This is a genomic window from Polaromonas sp. AER18D-145 (assembly GCF_002379095.1).
Taxonomy (GTDB): domain Bacteria; phylum Pseudomonadota; class Gammaproteobacteria; order Burkholderiales; family Burkholderiaceae_C; genus Polaromonas.
This window is the reverse complement of record NZ_NBZV01000046.1, coordinates 1-15770: the sequence shown is the minus strand read 5'-3', so window position 1 is coordinate 15770 and position 15770 is coordinate 1. Positions and strand designations below refer to the sequence as shown.

Here is a 15770-nt window from a genome sequence, read left to right as displayed (position 1 = left end):
AACCCGCTTTGGCTAGCGGGTTCGGCTGGGTGGCGGTTTTGGTTTTTGAGGGCTGTAACGCTTAAATCCGCATCGGCATCACGACGTATTTGAAGGCAGCGTTGTCCGGAATCGTCAGCAGCGCAGAGCTGTTGGAATCGGCCAGCTCGATCTTCACCATGTCCTGGTCCATGTTGGCCAGGGCGTCGATCAGGTAGGTCACGTTGAAACCGATCTCGATGGCGTCGCCGCCGTAGTCGATGTCGAGCTCGTCGACCGCTTCCTCCTGCTCGGCATTGTTGGACGCCACACGCAGGGTGCCGGGCTCGATGTTCAGGCGCACGCCCTTGAACTTCTCGCTGGTCAAAATGGCGGTGCGCTGCAGCGAGGCCAGCAGCGGCACGCGGCCCAGGGTGATGATGTTCTTGTGGTTCTTCGGGATCACGCGGTTGTAGTCGGGGAACTTGCCCTCGACCAGCTTGGTGACGAACTCCATGCCTTCGAAGCTGAACTTGGCCTGGTTGCCGGCGAACTGCATCTCGATCGCGCCTTCCTTGTCGCTGAGCAGGCGCTGCATCTCCAGCACCGTCTTGCGCGGCAGGATCACTTCCTGGCGCGGCACCTCGACGTCGAGCGTGGCCGACGAAAACGCCAGGCGGTGGCCGTCGGTGGCCACCAGGCTGAGCTGCTTGCCTTCGGCGACGAACAGGATGCCGTTGAGGTAGTAACGGATGTCGTGCACGGCCATGGCGAACGACACCTGGTTCAGCAGCTCTTTCAGCACCTTTTGCGGCACCGAGAAGCTCGGGCCAAAGTTGGCGGCTTCCTGCACCAGCGGAAAGTCTTCGGCCGGCAGCGTCTGCAGCGTGAAGCGGCTCTTGCCACCCTTGAGGATCAGCTTGTTCTGCGCCGACTCCAGCGACACCGTCTGGTCGCTGGGCATGGAACGCAGGATGTCGATGAGCTTGCGTGCACCGACCGTGGTCGTGAAGTTGCCCGTGTCACCGTCCAGCTCGGCTGTCGTGCGGATCTGGATTTCCAGGTCGCTGGTTGTCAGCTGCAGCTGCGCGCCGGTCTTGCGGATCAGCACGTTGGCCAGAATCGGCAGCGTGTGCCGACGCTCAACAATGCCCGCGACCGATTGCAGAACCGACAAAACTTTATCCTGGGTGGCTTTAAGAACGATCACTGTCTTAACCTCTTATTTCTTTAATTCAAATTAGTAGTAGTAGATAAGGGAAGCCCGTTTCTGTGGACAGCCCTATTTTCTTCTTTTTGATCAACTACTTGGCGCTTGTTTAACCTTGTGGTCAGACCACTCCCTACCCTGCCGCTTGATATGAACAACTTCCGGAAATCCACTTCCCCTGTGGATAAGTCATCAGTTGTTCAAAAGTTGTCCCCATGGTTGTCAGGCGAGCCTGAAACCGGTGGAAAGTGGCTGAAAAAGTATTCAATTCAGCCTTTCAGGGTTTGTTCCAGCACGTGCAGCTGCTGATTGAGTTCGGTCATCTGCTGGCGCTCGGCGGCCATCTTGCGCACAGCATGCAACACCGTGGTGTGGTCGCGGCCGCCAAACAGCTCGCCAATCTCCGGAAGGCTCTTCTGGGTCAGTTCCTTGGCCAGGTACATGGCAATCTGGCGCGGCCGGGCAATGCTGGCGGGCCGCTTCTTCGAATACATGTCGGCGACTTTAATCTTGTAATAGTCGGCCACGGTCTTCTGGATGTTCTCGACCGATATCTGGCGGTTCTGGATGGACAACAGGTCGCGCAGGGCTTCCCGTGCCAGCTGGATGGAAATTTCCTTGAGGTTGAAGCGCGAGTAGGCGAGGATCTTGCGCAGTGCGCCTTCAAGCTCGCGCACGTTGGAGCGCACGTTCTTGGCCACAAAAAACGCGACCTCCTCGGGCATGACCGTGCCTTCGGCCTCGGCCTTGCGGATCAGGATGGCTACACGCATCTCCAGCTCGGGCGGCTCGATGGCCACCGTCAGCCCGGAGTCAAAACGCGAGATCAGGCGCTCGTGGATGTCCGTCAGCCCCTTGGGGTAGGTGTCGCTGGTCATCACGATGTGCGACTTCTTGGTCAGCAGCGCCTCGAAGGCGTTGAAGAACTCTTCCTGGGTGCGGTCCTTGTTGGCGAGGAACTGCACGTCGTCGATCAGCAGCAGATCGAGCGAGTGGTAACGCTCCTTGAACTCGTCAAAAGTCTTGCGCTGGTAGGCTTTAACCACATCCGACACAAATTGCTCGGCGTGGATGTAGAGAACTTTGGCCGCAGGGTTGTCGACCATCAGCTTGTTGCCGATGGCGTGCATCAGGTGGGTCTTGCCCAGGCCGACGCCGCCATAGATGAACAGCGGGTTGTAAAGCTGGCCCAGACTGCTTGCCACATGCATGGCGGCGGCCCGGCCCATGCGGTTGGCCGTGCCTTCGATCAGGGTGTCGAAGGTCAGCGCGGTGTTGAGCCGGCTCTTGAACGGCGCACCGGCAGCGTCTTCGGCGACACCCAAACCAGCCGGCTCGGTGACGCCATTGCCCTCGAAGCTGCGGGTTAGAGGTGCAGACCGGATGCCGGGTTCGCGCTGAGCGAGCGCTAACTCAAGGTGGATGCTGTGACCGGAAACCTTCTCCAGCAGGGCAGAAATACGGCCGGCGTATTGCGCGCGTATCCAGTCCAGCTTGAAGCGGTTGGCAACTTGGATGGTGACTTTGGACAGGTCGTCGGCGACCTCGGCCACCAGCGGACGGATCCAGGTGTTGAACTGCTGCTCGGGCAGTTCCTGCGCCAGATGGTCTACGCAGCTTTGCCACAAGTCCTGGCTCGAACTGTGAACGGCTCCCTCACGCATGGCGTCCGGGGGCTGGGTAGTCGCATTGGCCAGCATGCTTTTGCTTGTGGATATTATTAATTTTTGGCACCCGTTATTGTAGTCGTCTGGCGTAGTTATCCACAAAAAAAGACTTCGGGTTTTAACCTAGACAGCGATGGCCCGGCGTTGCGCGCCCCTGACGCCGGCGTTGTCAGGCGGATCTCAGCATTTACCGGCAATGCGGCCCCTAACTTGTTGCCAGCGTTGGGAAATCTGCGATAATCGTGGGTTTCCCTGATTCATAGCGGGTCGGCGCGCCGTGGTGATGCTTGTTTTCAAGCACCGTTTACGCCTTGCGGGCCCTGCTGACTTGCAGAGTTGGTTGTGTTGTACAGCCGCCAGGATCGAATCGCAGAATTTTCAGATTTTGCTCAAGGGAGCTTTTTGTAGCTTGTAGGACCCATCATGAAACGCACATACCAACCTTCCAAAGTCAAGCGCGCCCGTACGCACGGTTTCCTGTCACGCATGAAAACACGTGGCGGCCGCGCAGTGATTGCGGCCCGTCGCGCCAAAGGCCGCAAGCGCCTGGCTGTATAAGCTCCGGGTCCAGCAGGCCGATTGCTTCGCGGACGCTTGGCGCTAGTGCAGCGGCTTAAAACCCGACCCCAGTTCCAGGCAGTCCTTGCTGGCGCCATTGTTGCAAGAACAACGCATTTCGCATTGCACCGCAATGCGCTCGATGCCATGAACGCGCAAACCGTGCCCAGCAAGACCCATGACACGCCAGACCTGTTTCCCGTTCAGGATGTCTGGGTCGGGGCGATGGTGCCTAAACGCTGGGCCAAACGCGCCGTCACGCGCAACGCCATCAAAAGACAGATCTACACCGTGAGCGCTGATTTTTCGCCTCGCCTGTCCCGTTCCGGGTGGGTGATCCGTTTGCGTCGTGACTTTTCGCGCAAGGAATTTGTCAGCGCCAGTTCGGAGGCGCTCAAGCAGGCCGTGCGCAGCGAAGTGCAGGCCTTGATGCAGGCCGGGGCGCAGGCCGCATGAGCGCGCTGTTCACACTTCGCCGCGCGGCGGTGACGGTCAGCCGGCTGCCGCAGAAAACCCTGGTGGCCCTGGTCAAGGGTTACCGCCTCCTGCTCAGCCCCTGGCTGGGATCGTCGTGCCGCTTTGAGCCGACCTGTTCAGCCTATTCGCTGCAGGCCTTGCAGCAGCATGGCGCCGCCCGGGGCAGCTACCTGATGCTTTACCGTGTGGCGCGTTGCCACCCCTGGTGCAGCGGCGGTTACGATCCGGTGCCGCCGCCCTCCGGCCGCCCTTCCCTTTTCACCCGTCTGGTCACGTCCGTGGCCTCGATCCCCTCTAAAAAGAAGCCGTCATGAACGACATTCGCCGTACCATTTTGTGGGTGATTTTTGGGTTTTCCATGGTCCTGCTGTGGGACCAGTGGCAGCTCTTCAATGGCCACAAGGCCACCTTTTTCCCGTCGCCCGCTCCCGCCGTGAGCACCACGGCACCGGCGAGCAAGCCGGCCAGTGCCGCCAGCGTGCCCACCGGCCAGGCCGGCGTTAGTGCCGTGCCGGCACCGGTGGCCGGCGCCGCGGCGGCTTCGGCCGCGGGCGCGCTGCCTGCCACCACCCCGTCGGCCACCAAGCAGCGCCTGGTCGTCAACACCGATGTGCTGAGCCTGACCTTCGACACCGAAGGTGGTACGTTGGTCCACTCCTCTTTCCTCAAGCACAAGGACATGGTCGACCAGTCTTCCGGCTTTGTACTGCTCGATGAAAGCGCGGCGCGTGTCTACGTGGCGCAGTCCGGCCTGATCGCCGGTGCCGAAGGCGGCAGTTTCCCGACCCACAAGACGCTGATGACCGCCGTTCCGGGCGAGCGCACGCTCAAGGAAGGCCAGGACACCCTGGAAATCAAATTCGAGTCGGCCGAGGTCGGTGGCGTCAAGCTGGTCAAGACCTACACGCTCAAGCGCGGCGTTTATGACATGACCGTGCGTCATGACGTGGTCAACACGGGCACCAGCGCGGCATCGCCGCAGCTGTACCTGCAACTGGTTCGTGACGGCAACAAGCCGCCCGGCGAGTCCTCGTTTTACTCCACCTTCACCGGTCCGGCGCTTTACACCGAGGCCAAGAAATACCAGAAGGTCGAGTTCAGCGACATCGAAAAAAACAAGGTGGATGTCGAGAAGCAGGCGAGCAATGGCTACGTGGCCATGGTGCAGCATTATTTTGCGTCGGCCTGGATGCTGGCCGACGGCGTCCAGCGGGACATCTTCCTGCGCAAGGTCGACACCAACTTGTATGCGGTGGGCATGATCACGCCGCTGGGGGTTGTGGCACCTGGCACCACCAAAACGGTGGAAGCCCGGTTTTTTGTGGGCCCCCAGATTGAAAAGCAGCTCGAAGCCATCACGCCCGGCCTGGAGCTGGTCAAGGACTACGGCTGGCTGACGATTCTGGCCAAACCACTGTACTGGCTGCTCGACAAGCTGCACGGCTTCCTGCAGAACTGGGGCTGGTCCATCGTGGCGCTGGTGCTGCTGCTCAAGGCCGCGTTCTACTGGCTCAATGCCAAGGCCTACGCCAGCATGGCCAAGATGAAGGCGGTCAACCCGAAGATCATGGAAATGCGCGAGCGGCTGAAAGACAAGCCGCAGGAAATGCAGCAAGCCATGATGAAGATGTACCGCGACGAAAAGGTCAACCCCATGGGTGGCTGCTTCCCCATCCTGATCCAGATTCCCGTGTTCATTGCGCTGTACTGGGTGTTGCTCAGTTCGGTCGAGATGCGCAACGCGCCCTGGATCTTGTGGATCAAGGATTTGTCCTCGCCTGACCCCTACTTCATCCTGCCCATCGTGATGACGCTGACCACCATGCTGCAGACGGCCCTGAACCCGACGCCACCCGATCCGATGCAGGCCAAGCTGATGTGGTTCATGCCGCTGATTTTCAGCGTGATGTTCTTCTTCTTCCCGGCCGGCCTGGTGCTCTACTGGATCACCAACAACGTGCTGTCGATCGCGCAGCAGTGGGTGATCAACACCCGGATGGGTGTGCCGCCGCAGTTCAATTTGCCGAAGTTCAAGTAAACAAAAAAAGGGCCGCTTCGCGGCCCTTTAACATGGTGCCTTCATGCTGGCCCGTCATCACCATCCCATCACAGCGATTGCCACCGCACCAGGCCGCGGCGCGGTGGGCATTGTTCGCATTTCAGGCAAGGCCCTGGCGCCGTTGGTCGAGGCTTTGTGCGGCCGCTTGCTGACACCCCGGCAGGCCAGTTACCTGCCTTTTTGCGACGCGGCCGGTCGGCCGATCGACCAGGGCCTGGCGATTTTTTTCCCGGCGCCGCATTCCTACACCGGCGAAGACGTGCTCGAGTTGCAGGCCCATGGCGGGCCGGTGGTGCTGCAGCTGCTGCTGGCACGCTGCCTGGAGGCGGCCGCTGACAACGATGCAGCCACGGGCCGGCCGCGGCTCGCCGGCCTGCGCCTGGCCCAGCCCGGTGAATTCACCGAACGCGCCTTCCTGAATGACAAGATCGACCTGGCACAGGCCGAGGCGATTGCCGACCTGATCGACGCCAGTACCGAAACGGCTGCGCGGTCGGCGGCGCGCTCGTTGTCCGGGGAGTTTTCGAAAGAAGTCCATGCGCTGCTCGACCAGCTGGTGCACCTGCGCATGCTGGTGGAAGCCACACTCGATTTTCCCGAGGAAGACATTGATTTCCTGCAGAAGGCCGATGCCCAGGGCCAGCTGACCCGCCTGCAGCAGACGCTGGCCACGGTGCTGCAGCGTGCGCAGCAGGGCGCGATCCTGCGGGAAGGCATCAAGGTCGTCATTGCCGGCCAGCCCAATGCCGGCAAAAGCTCGCTGCTCAATGCGCTGGCAGGTGCCGAACTGGCCATCGTGACACCGGTGGCCGGCACCACGCGCGACAAGGTCAGCGAACTGATCCAGATCGATGGGGTCCCCCTGCATGTGGTGGACACCGCGGGCCTGCGCGACAGCCTGCTGCCCGAGATCGATGAAGTCGAGAAAATCGGGATCGAACGCGCCTGGACGGAAATCCAGAGTGCGGATGCCGTGCTGTTCCTGCATGACCTGACGCGCCAGCGCACGCCCGAAGACCTCCGCATTGCCATGAACTACCGCGCGGCGGACGCACAGATCGCGGAGGCCATTGCCGACAGGCTGCCTGCCAACACACCGGTGATCGATGTCTGGAACAAGTCCGACATGGCGGGTGCCGAGGTGCTGGCCGCGGTTGCTTCCGGTGTGCCCATCTCCGCCAAAACCGGCGCCGGCCTGCAGCAGCTGCGCCAGCAGTTGCTGCAGGTGGTGGGCTGGCAGGCCGCGCCCGAAGGGGTGTTCATGGCGCGTGAGCGCCATGTGCGGGCGCTGCGCCAGGTCGAGGCACAACTCGCGCGGGCTGACGCACAGCTGCACGCACCGGCGCCTGCGCTGGACCTGCTGGCGGAAGACCTGCGCCAGGCCCAGAATGCCCTGGGCGACATCACCGGCCAGTTCACGCCCGATGACCTGCTGGGCGAGATATTCTCGAAATTCTGTATCGGCAAGTAGCACGCTAACGGTGGACCGTTTCGGCCCGGAGCTCGGTGGCTTGAGACATGATTCCATGTAACGCGCCGTTGTATCAGGTGTAAACGGGCGTTAACGTCCCTTGCGGCAAGGTCCCGGTCAAGGGTATCTTCCGTGCATCATGAACGCCCCTCTCCCCACATCAGTCCGCTTTGACATTCAGGGGCTGGTCAACGCGATTGCGCACAGCCATGCCAGCGACGCCTTGCGTTGCCAGTTCACGCCGCAGCAGTGGGACGTGTTGGCCGGCTACATGCAGCCGTTTGCCTTGCAGCAGGGGCAGTCGCTGATTGAGCAGGGTTCGGCGGACCAGACCCTGTACTTCATTGAGAGCGGCACGCTGAGCGTTCACTACCAGGACGAGAAGGGCCGCGTACGGCTGGCCATGGTGGCTGCGGGCTCCATGGTGGGCGAAGGCGCCTTTTTCTCACGCCTGCCGCGCAACGCCACCGTGCAGGCCTCCAACGCCTGTCAGCTCTGGTGTCTTACCGCGATTCGTTTCAAGGAGCTGTCCAACCGGCACAGCCCGATCGCGCTCGAACTGTGTCTGGCCATGGGCGGGGTGATGGCCAGGCGCCTTTACAACCGTCCCAAACGCGTGGCGGTCACCTGAGGGCGTTGGGTCGTGGCCAGTGGTGGCGCACCCAGAGGTGGGCGGCGCCGGTTGTGCATTCAGGCGGCCAGAGTGTGATTTATGGCAGAGATGCTCGCCGGGACTTACCGGCGGTACCTTCCGTCCGTCCGGCGCGGGCTGTCTTGGCAGGAGGACTCAGTAAACTAGACCGATGAAAGTTGCAGGACACCTGCAACACAACCCCGATCGCTGCATGCGCAGCCATCATTTTCCAGGCGCCAGGCGATGTCATTTTTCAGTTGGTTTTCCGGTAGCTCCAGCAACGCCAAGCAGGTCGCCGGCAAGGGGCGGCCCGACGGCGACAGTTCGGGTCTGACGCGCGACGAGCGTACCCGGCCGGTGGCGGGCGCACGGTCCAGGTCTTCGGTGCCAGCACCTGTGAAAACCGGCGAACACGGCGGCGAGCAGAAATCCCAGCGGCACGCCAAGAGGGAGCTGCTGTATGCCGCCGTGCGCGAGGCCATGATCCGTGCCGGCGTCCTGTCGGCCAGCTACAAATTCAAGGTGCTATCCCTGGACCCGCGCGGTGACCAGTTCATGGTCATGATGGACCTGGCGCAGGAGTTCGGGGGGCAGACCGATCGCCTGGCGGAAATCGAGGTGATGATTGCCCAGAGCGCCAAGTCACGCTACAACATCCGTGTGACGGCCGTGTACTGGCGCATGAACGAACTGGTGTCGGTGGGCCGGCCCCGGTCCAGTACCAGCACCCACAGCGCGTCTGCCGCCGCGGCGACGGTTGGTGCTGTGGCCGCCCTGCCCGAGCCGGCCGTCGCTGTCCTTGTCGCCGCCGTCACCGAAACGGCTGTGGTGGCGCCAGTCGCCTCCCGTTTTGAACCCATTCAGGACGACGAAGTGGCCGCTTTCAAGCAGGCCCTGGCTGCCGCGTCCGCCAGCGGCGGTACGGCGCAGGTGGCCAAAGGGGTGTCAACCCGCAGCGGCCCGCACTCCTACACCCTGCTCACTGGTTTTGAAGACACCGAGATGCCGGATACTCCGGTCTCGGCGCCGGCGCTCAGCGCAACGCAGTACGGCGACCTGTTGTGAGCCGCGGGCGTTGCTGCCCGGATTTCCTGAAATATTGAATCAATTCTCCGTCCAGCCCTTTATGGATGGTCGCCGGCAGCTATTGAATTAATAGCGATTGACCGGACTCAGTGGCCGGCAAAATCCACCAGTGTGAACAGCGGCAGGCCGGCGGCACGCAGTTTGGCGGAGCCGCCCAGCTCCGGCAGATCCACAATCGCCGCGCCTTCCATGACGCGGGCGCCCAGCTTTTCCAGCAGCTTTTTTCCGGCCATCATGGTGCCGCCGGTGGCGATGAGGTCGTCGATCAGCAGCACCCTGTCGCCGGTCTTGACGGCGTCGGTGTGCAGCTCGACGGTGGCGCTGCCGTACTCGAGTTCGTAGGTTTCCTGCACTGTGGTGAAAGGCAGCTTGCCTTTTTTCCGGATCGGCACAAAACCGATGTTGAGTTCATACGCCACGACCGCGCCGAGGATGAAGCCGCGCGCATCCAGCCCGGCCACCACGTCGGGGCGCAGGGCCGGGTCCATGTAGCGGTGCACAAAGGCGTCGATCAGCACCCGGAACACCTTCGGGTCCTGCAGCAGTGGCGTGATGTCGCGAAACTGGACGCCGGGGGTCGGCCAGTCGGGCACGGTGCGGATGTGGCTGCGGAGGTAAGGGCCGAAATTGAACGCGTCGCGGGTGGAGGGCATGGGGCTAGCCAAAAGTGCTGCGGGCCACCATTTTGCCCCTTGCATCGACCACCAGGCCTTCACCCATCGTCATGCCTTCACCGGTCAGCGCCGTCATGTTGACCTGGTGGGTGACCCACACCTCGAAATGGCCCGCCGGGATGCGGCCCAGTGCGGTGCGCAATTGCGCGGTCTGGGTTTCCCTGCCGCCGGACCCGAAAAAGGAATTGAGCGCCGGCCAGACCTGGTGGCCGCCGAACGCCAGGTCCGCCGTGTCCTTGCAGCGGCACCAGGCGCTGGACCGGACCGCGCGCGGCTGCAGGCCACGGGACGTGAACCACTGGCCGATACGCCCGGCCTGCAGGCGCCCTTCATCGCTGAGGTTGCGCTGTGTGCTGCACTGGTCAATGCGAAAGTCCGGCGGGTCGCCGAAGCCGGGCTCGGTTTGCGCATGGCGCAGCAACACCACACAGGCGCCGGCGCGCAGGCGCGTGGCAAGCGGCTCGGTTTGCGCGCTGGCCAGCCAGGGGGCGACCAGCAGCGCGCCGGTGAAAAGTCGTCGATTCATGGACTTGGGAGCCCGTCAGCCCCGCAAAAGTTTCTGCTCGGCCAGGGCCAGGGCTTCGGACTTGCCCGACAGCACCAGGGTGTCGCCCTCCTCTAGCCGTGTGGTGTCCAGTGCTTCCAGGGGCTTGCCGCCGCCGCGGCGCAGGCTGACCACGCGTACACCCGTTGCGCGCAGCGCAAACTCGCCCAATGGCCGGCCGATCGACTTGATGCCCAAGGGCAGCGTGACGGTGGACAGGCGTTCCTGCTCCAGATCGGCAGTCGTGTCGTCGTCGGCACCGCGAAAATAGCCGCGCAGCAGGTTGTAGCGCGCATCGCGCTGGTCCTGCACCACCCGGATCACGCGGCGCATGGGCACGCCCACCAGCGCCAGCGCGTGGCTGGCCAGCATCAGGCTGGCTTCGATGGCCTCGGGCACCACCTCGGTGGCGCCGGCGGCCTGCAGCTTTTCCAGGTCGCGGTCGTCCCTCGTGCGGACAATCACGGGGACGGTGGGCGCATGGGCGCGGATGTTGGCCAGCACCTTGAGCGCACTGGCCGTGTCCAGATAGGTCACCACCACGGCGCTGGCGCGCGCCAGGCCGGCCGCCATCAGCGATTGCAGCCGCACGGCGTCGCCGAACACCACCGAGTCGCCAGCGGCGGCGGCCTGGCGCACCCGGTCCGGGTCCAGGTCCAGCGCGATGTAGGGGATGCCTTCGCGCTCCAGCATGTGGCCCAGGTTCTGGCCGCAGCGGCCGTAGCCGCAGACGATCACGTGCCGGTCGGTGTTGATGGATTTGCGCGCAATCGTGGTCATCTGCAGCGACTGCTGCAGCCATTCGCTGGACACCAGCTTCATCACGATGCGGTTGCTGTACATGATGATGAAGGGCGTGGCCAGCATCGACAGCACCATGCTCGCCAGGATGGGGTTGAGCAGCGACGGGGGAATCAGGTTGTTGCCCTGCGCCAGCGTCAACAGCACAAAGCCGAACTCGCCAGCCTGCGCCAGGTACAGGCCGGTGCGCAGCGACACACCGGTGGTGGCGCCCAGGCCGCGCGCCAGCGCCGTGACCAGCACCAGCTTGAACAGCACCGGCACGGTCAGCAGCAGCAGCACCAGCGACCAGCGTTCGAGCACCAGCCGCCAGTCCAGCAGCATGCCGATGCTGATGAAAAACAGCCCGAGCAGCACATCGTGGAAGGGGCGGATGTCGGTTTCCACCTGGTGCTTGAACTCGGTTTCGGAGATCAGCATGCCGGCGATGAAGGCGCCGAGCGCCAGGCTCAACCCGGCCAACTCAGTGAGCCAGGCCAGCGCCAGCGTGACCAGCAGCAGGTTCAGCACGAACAGCTCCTCGCTCTTGCGCCTGGCCACCAGTGTCAGCCACCAGCGCATGACGCGTTGGCCGCCGGTCAGCAGCAACCCGACCAGCACCGTCGCCTTGAGCCCGGCTATCGCCAGGGCCATCAGCAGCTTGTCGGGGGAGGCGCCCAGCGCGGGAATCAGCACCAGCAACGGCACCACGGCCAGATCCTGGAACAGCAGCACGCCCATCACGCGTTTGCCGTGTTCAGAGTCGAGCTCGAGCCGCTCGGACAGCAGCTTGACCACCACGGCGGTGCTGCTCATGGCAACGGCACCGGAGAGCGCCAGCGCCGTCTGCCAGGGCATCTTCCAGAGGGTGGGCGCCAGCGTCGCCAGAAACAGGGAGCCGACGGTGGCCAGCACCATCGTGGACACGACCTGGAGCATGCCCAGGCCGAAGACGTGACGCCGCATCGAGCGTAGCTTGGGCAGGTTGAACTCGAGTCCGATCACAAACATCAGGAAAACCACGCCGAATTCGCCGAGATGGCGCACGCCGTCGGAGTTTTTCGCCAGCGCCAGCGCGTTCGGGCCGATCACCACGCCGACCGCCAGGTAACCCAGCATGGGCGGCAACTTGAAGAAGCGGCAGGTGACCACGCCAAGCACAGCAGCCAGCAAATACAGCAGTGTGAGTTCAAGCGCGGTCATGCCTGGATGGTAGCCGATGGGTGTTTTCTCCCCCGGGGGGTGAGTGGGCAGGACGGCCCCAATTCAGTGCGGCTCTATAGAATGCAGGCATGAGCTTTGATCCCGCGAAATTCGACCCTGCGCAAGCGCTGGCACTGGCCCACAGAACCTTTGACATTGAAGCCGCCGCGGTACTCGGCCTGAAAACCCGGGTCGGCCCCGAATTCGCGCAAGCCGTGCAGGTCATGCTGGCCTGCAAGGGCCGGGTCGTGGTGATGGGCATGGGGAAAAGCGGTCACATCGGCCGGAAAATTTCCGCCACCCTGGCCTCGACCGGCACGCCGGCGATGTTTGTGCATCCAGCAGAGGCCAGCCATGGCGACCTGGGCATGGTCCAGGCGGGCGACGTGGTGCTGGCGATATCGAACAGCGGCGAGAGCGAGGAGCTCACCGCCATCCTGCCGGCGTTGCGCCGCCAGGGGGTGCCGCTGGTGGCCATCACCGGCAACGCGGCCTCGACACTGGCCGAGTATGGCGATGTCACGCTCGACAGCAGCGTGGCGCAGGAGGCCTGTCCGCTCAATCTGGCGCCGACGGCCAGCACCACCGCGCAGCTGGCGCTGGGTGACGCGCTGGCGGTGGCCCTGCTCGACGCCCGCGGCTTCAGGGAGGAAGACTTTGCCCGTTCCCATCCCGGCGGGGCGCTGGGCCGCAAACTGCTGACCCATGTGAGCGACGTGATGCGCACCGGTGACGCCGTGCCGGCCGTGGGCCCGCACACCGGGTTCACCGAGCTGATGCGCGAGATGAGCCGCAAGGGCCTGGGCGCTTCGGCGGTGGTGGACGAGCATCGCCGGGTGCTGGGCATCTTTACCGACGGCGATTTGCGCCGCCTGGTGGAAAAAGGCGTGGATCTGCGCGCCGTCCAGGCCAGCGAGGTCATGCACCCCGACCCGCGCACCCTGCACGCCGGCGCCCTGGCCGTGGAGGCGGCGGCCCTGATGGAGCAGTACCGCATCACCAGCGTGCTGGTGGTGGACGACGCAGGCGCCTTGTGCGGCGCGCTCAACAGCAACGACTTGCTGCGTGCGAAGGTGATCTGATGCGCCCCCATGTTCCTGCCCTGAACCTTGCGCCTGAACTGCTGCTGCGCGCGCAGAACGTCAAGGTGGCCTTCTTCGATGTCGACGGCGTGCTGACCGACGGTGGCCTGTATTTCGGCGAGTACCCGCCGGGCGACGACCGGGCGACACAGCACGAGGGCTTCACCACCGGCGGCGAAACCCTCAAGCGCTTCAACACGCTGGACGGCCACGGCCTGAAGCTGCTGCAACGGGCGGGCATCACGCCGGCCGTGATCACCGGGCGCGACAGCGTGGTGTTGCGCTCGCGCCTGCACGCGCTGGGCGTGACCCACACCCACTACGGCACCGAGGACAAGCGCCCGGCCGCCGAGATCACGCTGAAAGAGCTGGGGCTGGACTGGTCCCAGGCGGCCTTCATGGGCGATGACTGGCCCGACCTGCCGGTGATGCGCCGCGTTGCCTTCAGCTGCGCACCTGCCAACGCGCATGTGGAGGTCAAGGCCCTGGCCACGCATGTCACGCAGGCCCGCGGTGGTGACGGCGCCGTGCGCGAATTCTGCGACCTGCTGATGGTGGCCAGCGGCCGCTATGCGGCCTTGCTGCAGGAGTACACCGCCTGATGGCTGCCAACCCCTCCCTGGGCCCGCCCGCCGGCGTGGTTCCTGCCTGGCGCAACGCGCTGGACAGGGTGTCGCTGCTGTGGGAGCGTACCGCCATCTACATCCCGGTGCTGATGATGGGTGTGCTCGCGCTGGGCACTTACTGGCTCGTGAGAAACACGCCCGCCTCGCTGCCGCCTGAAGGCCAGAGGGCGGTCAGTGCCGAGCCGGACTACTACCTGCGCAAGTTCGGCATCAAGACCTTTGACGACGCGGGGCGGCTCAAAAGCGATGTCTCCGGCGCCGAGCTGCGCCACTATCCCGACAGCGACACGCTGGAGATCGACCAGGCGCTGATCCGCAGCTACAGCCTGGAAGGCCGGCTGACGACCTCCACCGGAAACCGGGCCCTGACCAATGCCGACGGCTCGGAAGTCCAGCTCATCGGCAATGCGCGCGTGGTGCGCGAGGCGGCCGTGGACGCGGCCGGCCGGGAAGTTCCGCGGCTCGAATTCCAGGGAGAGTTCCTGCACGTGTTTGTCAACGAAGAGCGCGCAAAGTCGCACCTGCCGGTGGTCATCACGCGCGGCAGCGACCAGTTTGCCGGCGACACCTTTGCCTACGACAATCTTGACCGGGTGGCAGACCTCAAGGGGCGCGTCAAAGGCGTGCTCGTGCCACGCAAAGCCCCCGCGGGTGGCGCGCCCTGACGGCGGCCGCTGGCCATCTGCAAGAAGCCGGCCGTTTCAGGCCCGGCAGGAGTTTTCCATGTCCAGACTCGTTTTTATCACCGGCGCCTCCAGCGGCATTGGCCAGGCCCTGGCCCTGCGGTTTTTTCAGGCCGGCTACCGGCTGGCACTGGTGGCGCGCCGTACCAACGAGGTGGAATCATGGGTTAAGGCCCATGGAATAAGCGCTGACAGCTATAAAATCTATAGCGCAGATGTGGCAGACAGCAACAGCATGGTGGCGGCAGGGCAGGCCTGCCTGGCAGCCCAGGGAGTGCCGGATGTGGTGGTGGCCAACGCCGGCATCAGCATTGGCATGGACACAGCGGTGCGCGGGGACCTGGAGGTGATGGCGCAGACATTTGCCACCAACAACATCGGTCTGGCGGCGACTTTTCATCCTTTTGTGGCTGCCATGGTGCAGCGGGGTTCGGGTTCGCTGGTGGGCATCGGCAGTGTGGCGGGTATTCGCGGGCTGCCTGGCCACGGCGCCTACTGCGCCAGCAAGGCGGCGGTGATCAGCTATTGCGAGAGCTTGCGAGGCGAGTTGCGGCCTGCGGGCGTGAAGGTCGTGACCCTGTGTCCCGGCTACATCGACACGCCGCTGACGCAGAAGAACCGCTACGCCATGCCCTTTCTGATGCAGCCGCAGGCGTTTGCCGACAAGGCCTTCGCCGCCATCGAGGCCGGCGCCAGCTACCGCGTGATTCCCTGGCAGATGGGCGTGGTGGCCAAGCTGCTGCGGCTGTTGCCCAATGCCGTGTTCGACAAGGCCCTGGCGGGCCGGCCGCGCAAACACCGCCAGCCGGAAAAGCAACCGTAATGCTATAAAAATAATAGCTGTATGTGCCCGTGTATCAGGGGTCACCATGCAAAAAGGCTTCAAAACCGAAGTCTTGAAGCCTTTTAAAGCTGTCTTCAGCCGAAGCTGAAGAGGTCGGGGGTCAGGGCTTAGTAGCCGCCGCGTCCGCCGCCAGAGCCGCCACCACCGTAGCCGCTACCGCCGCCGAAGCCGCCGCCAGTGCGTGGAGGACGAGCTTCCATCGGACGGGCTTCGT

The 15770-nt window shown here is 63.8% G+C and carries 16 protein-coding genes and 1 pseudogene; 11 read left to right on the top strand and 6 right to left on the bottom strand.

Annotated elements, in window-relative coordinates:
* Positions 1-61: 61 nt before the first annotated feature.
* On the bottom strand, positions 62-1168 hold the full coding sequence (dnaN, locus tag B7G52_RS18835) for a DNA polymerase III subunit beta (RefSeq protein ID WP_096699065.1): 1107 nt from the start codon (positions 1166-1168) through the stop codon (positions 62-64).
* Positions 1169-1437: 269 nt separating this feature from the next.
* Positions 1438-2832 carry a chromosomal replication initiator protein DnaA gene (gene dnaA, locus B7G52_RS18830; RefSeq protein ID WP_096699082.1) on the bottom strand — a complete coding sequence of 465 codons (1395 nt, stop codon included), beginning with the start codon at positions 2830-2832 and terminating at the stop codon, positions 1438-1440.
* A 426-nt stretch (positions 2833-3258) separates the two neighbouring features.
* Between dnaA and rpmH the strand changes: the two genes are divergently transcribed.
* The 7 genes from rpmH to B7G52_RS18795 all read left to right on the top strand — a co-directional run bounded on the left by rpmH (position 3259) and on the right by B7G52_RS18795 (position 9099).
* Positions 3259-3393: a 50S ribosomal protein L34 gene (gene rpmH / locus B7G52_RS18825; RefSeq protein WP_077595646.1), complete on the top strand. Its 135-nt coding sequence runs from the start codon at positions 3259-3261 to the stop codon at positions 3391-3393.
* 45 nt (positions 3394-3438) lie between these two features.
* Positions 3439-3849 (top strand): ribonuclease P protein component, encoded by a 411-nt coding sequence (locus B7G52_RS18820; RefSeq protein ID WP_096699064.1) that lies wholly within the window; start codon positions 3439-3441, stop codon positions 3847-3849.
* Between the two features lie 44 nt (positions 3850-3893).
* Positions 3894-4184, top strand: coding sequence for a membrane protein insertion efficiency factor YidD (yidD, locus tag B7G52_RS18815; RefSeq protein ID WP_205853089.1), 291 nt, complete (start codon positions 3894-3896; stop codon positions 4182-4184).
* A complete protein-coding gene (gene yidC, locus B7G52_RS18810; RefSeq protein ID WP_096699062.1) occupies positions 4181-5908 on the top strand; it encodes a membrane protein insertase YidC in 1728 nt (575 codons plus the stop codon). The genes yidD and yidC overlap by 4 nt, the downstream gene beginning before the upstream one ends.
* Before the next feature lie 43 nt (positions 5909-5951).
* Positions 5952-7400: a tRNA uridine-5-carboxymethylaminomethyl(34) synthesis GTPase MnmE gene (mnmE, locus tag B7G52_RS18805; RefSeq protein WP_096699061.1), complete on the top strand. Its 1449-nt coding sequence runs from the start codon at positions 5952-5954 to the stop codon at positions 7398-7400.
* Between the two features lie 139 nt (positions 7401-7539).
* Positions 7540-8031: a Crp/Fnr family transcriptional regulator gene (locus B7G52_RS18800; RefSeq protein WP_096699060.1), complete on the top strand. Its 492-nt coding sequence runs from the start codon at positions 7540-7542 to the stop codon at positions 8029-8031.
* Between the two features lie 246 nt (positions 8032-8277).
* Positions 8278-9099 (top strand): hypothetical protein, encoded by an 822-nt coding sequence (locus B7G52_RS18795; protein WP_096699059.1) that lies wholly within the window; start codon positions 8278-8280, stop codon positions 9097-9099.
* Positions 9100-9206: 107 nt separating this feature from the next.
* Here B7G52_RS18795 and B7G52_RS18790 read toward each other — a convergent pair whose 3' ends face one another.
* From B7G52_RS18790 to B7G52_RS18780, 3 genes are read right to left on the bottom strand one after another with little or no spacing between them, the layout of a single operon-like run.
* Complete coding sequence (locus B7G52_RS18790; RefSeq protein ID WP_096699058.1) at positions 9207-9773, bottom strand: adenine phosphoribosyltransferase; 567 nt, start codon at positions 9771-9773, stop codon at positions 9207-9209.
* 4 nt (positions 9774-9777) lie between these two features.
* Positions 9778-10320: a histidine phosphatase family protein gene (locus B7G52_RS18785; protein WP_096699057.1), complete on the bottom strand. Its 543-nt coding sequence runs from the start codon at positions 10318-10320 to the stop codon at positions 9778-9780.
* 15 nt (positions 10321-10335) lie between these two features.
* Complete coding sequence (locus B7G52_RS18780) at positions 10336-12321, bottom strand: monovalent cation:proton antiporter family protein (RefSeq protein ID WP_096699056.1); 1986 nt, start codon at positions 12319-12321, stop codon at positions 10336-10338.
* A gap of 89 nt (positions 12322-12410) precedes the next feature.
* Here B7G52_RS18780 and B7G52_RS18775 point away from each other — a divergent pair, with 89 nt between their 5' ends.
* Genes B7G52_RS18775 through B7G52_RS18760 form a run of 4 tightly spaced genes read left to right on the top strand, consistent with a single transcriptional unit; the run spans position 12411 to position 15535 of the window.
* Entirely contained in the window at positions 12411-13403 is a 993-nt protein-coding gene (locus B7G52_RS18775; protein ID WP_096699055.1) for an SIS domain-containing protein, read from the top strand.
* The gene (locus B7G52_RS18770) at positions 13403-14005 is read left to right on the top strand and encodes an HAD family hydrolase (RefSeq protein WP_096699054.1); all 603 of its coding nucleotides are present in this window, start codon (positions 13403-13405) and stop codon (positions 14003-14005) included. The genes B7G52_RS18775 and B7G52_RS18770 overlap by 1 nt, the downstream gene beginning before the upstream one ends.
* Positions 14005-14694 carry an LPS export ABC transporter periplasmic protein LptC gene (gene lptC / locus B7G52_RS18765; protein WP_096699053.1) on the top strand — a complete coding sequence of 230 codons (690 nt, stop codon included), beginning with the start codon at positions 14005-14007 and terminating at the stop codon, positions 14692-14694. Before B7G52_RS18770 ends, lptC begins: the two co-directional genes overlap by 1 nt.
* A gap of 58 nt (positions 14695-14752) precedes the next feature.
* Positions 14753-15535 carry an SDR family oxidoreductase gene (locus tag B7G52_RS18760; RefSeq protein WP_096699052.1) on the top strand — a complete coding sequence of 261 codons (783 nt, stop codon included), beginning with the start codon at positions 14753-14755 and terminating at the stop codon, positions 15533-15535.
* A gap of 128 nt (positions 15536-15663) precedes the next feature.
* Here B7G52_RS18760 and B7G52_RS24505 read toward each other — a convergent pair.
* Positions 15664-15770 (bottom strand): annotated as a pseudogene (locus B7G52_RS24505) (RNA-binding protein); the annotation flags it as partial.

What these genes read in the sequence shown, in the direction of transcription:
- dnaA (WP_096699082.1), bottom strand. Translation starts at nt 2,832, where the DNA reads ATGCGTGAGGGAGCCGTTCACAGTTCGAGCCAGGACTTGTGGCAAAGC.
- rpmH (WP_077595646.1), top strand. Translation starts at nt 3,259, where the DNA reads ATGAAACGCACATACCAACCTTCCAAAGTCAAGCGCGCCCGTACGCAC.
- yidC (WP_096699062.1), top strand. Translation starts at nt 4,181, where the DNA reads ATGAACGACATTCGCCGTACCATTTTGTGGGTGATTTTTGGGTTTTCC.
- mnmE (WP_096699061.1), top strand. Translation starts at nt 5,952, where the DNA reads ATGCTGGCCCGTCATCACCATCCCATCACAGCGATTGCCACCGCACCA.
- B7G52_RS18800 (WP_096699060.1), top strand. Translation starts at nt 7,540, where the DNA reads ATGAACGCCCCTCTCCCCACATCAGTCCGCTTTGACATTCAGGGGCTG.
- B7G52_RS18795 (WP_096699059.1), top strand. Translation starts at nt 8,278, where the DNA reads ATGTCATTTTTCAGTTGGTTTTCCGGTAGCTCCAGCAACGCCAAGCAG.
- B7G52_RS18790 (WP_096699058.1), bottom strand. Translation starts at nt 9,773, where the DNA reads ATGCCCTCCACCCGCGACGCGTTCAATTTCGGCCCTTACCTCCGCAGC.
- B7G52_RS18785 (WP_096699057.1), bottom strand. Translation starts at nt 10,320, where the DNA reads ATGAATCGACGACTTTTCACCGGCGCGCTGCTGGTCGCCCCCTGGCTG.
- B7G52_RS18780 (WP_096699056.1), bottom strand. Translation starts at nt 12,321, where the DNA reads ATGACCGCGCTTGAACTCACACTGCTGTATTTGCTGGCTGCTGTGCTT.
- B7G52_RS18775 (WP_096699055.1), top strand. Translation starts at nt 12,411, where the DNA reads ATGAGCTTTGATCCCGCGAAATTCGACCCTGCGCAAGCGCTGGCACTG.
- B7G52_RS18770 (WP_096699054.1), top strand. Translation starts at nt 13,403, where the DNA reads ATGCGCCCCCATGTTCCTGCCCTGAACCTTGCGCCTGAACTGCTGCTG.
- lptC (WP_096699053.1), top strand. Translation starts at nt 14,005, where the DNA reads ATGGCTGCCAACCCCTCCCTGGGCCCGCCCGCCGGCGTGGTTCCTGCC.
- B7G52_RS18760 (WP_096699052.1), top strand. Translation starts at nt 14,753, where the DNA reads ATGTCCAGACTCGTTTTTATCACCGGCGCCTCCAGCGGCATTGGCCAG.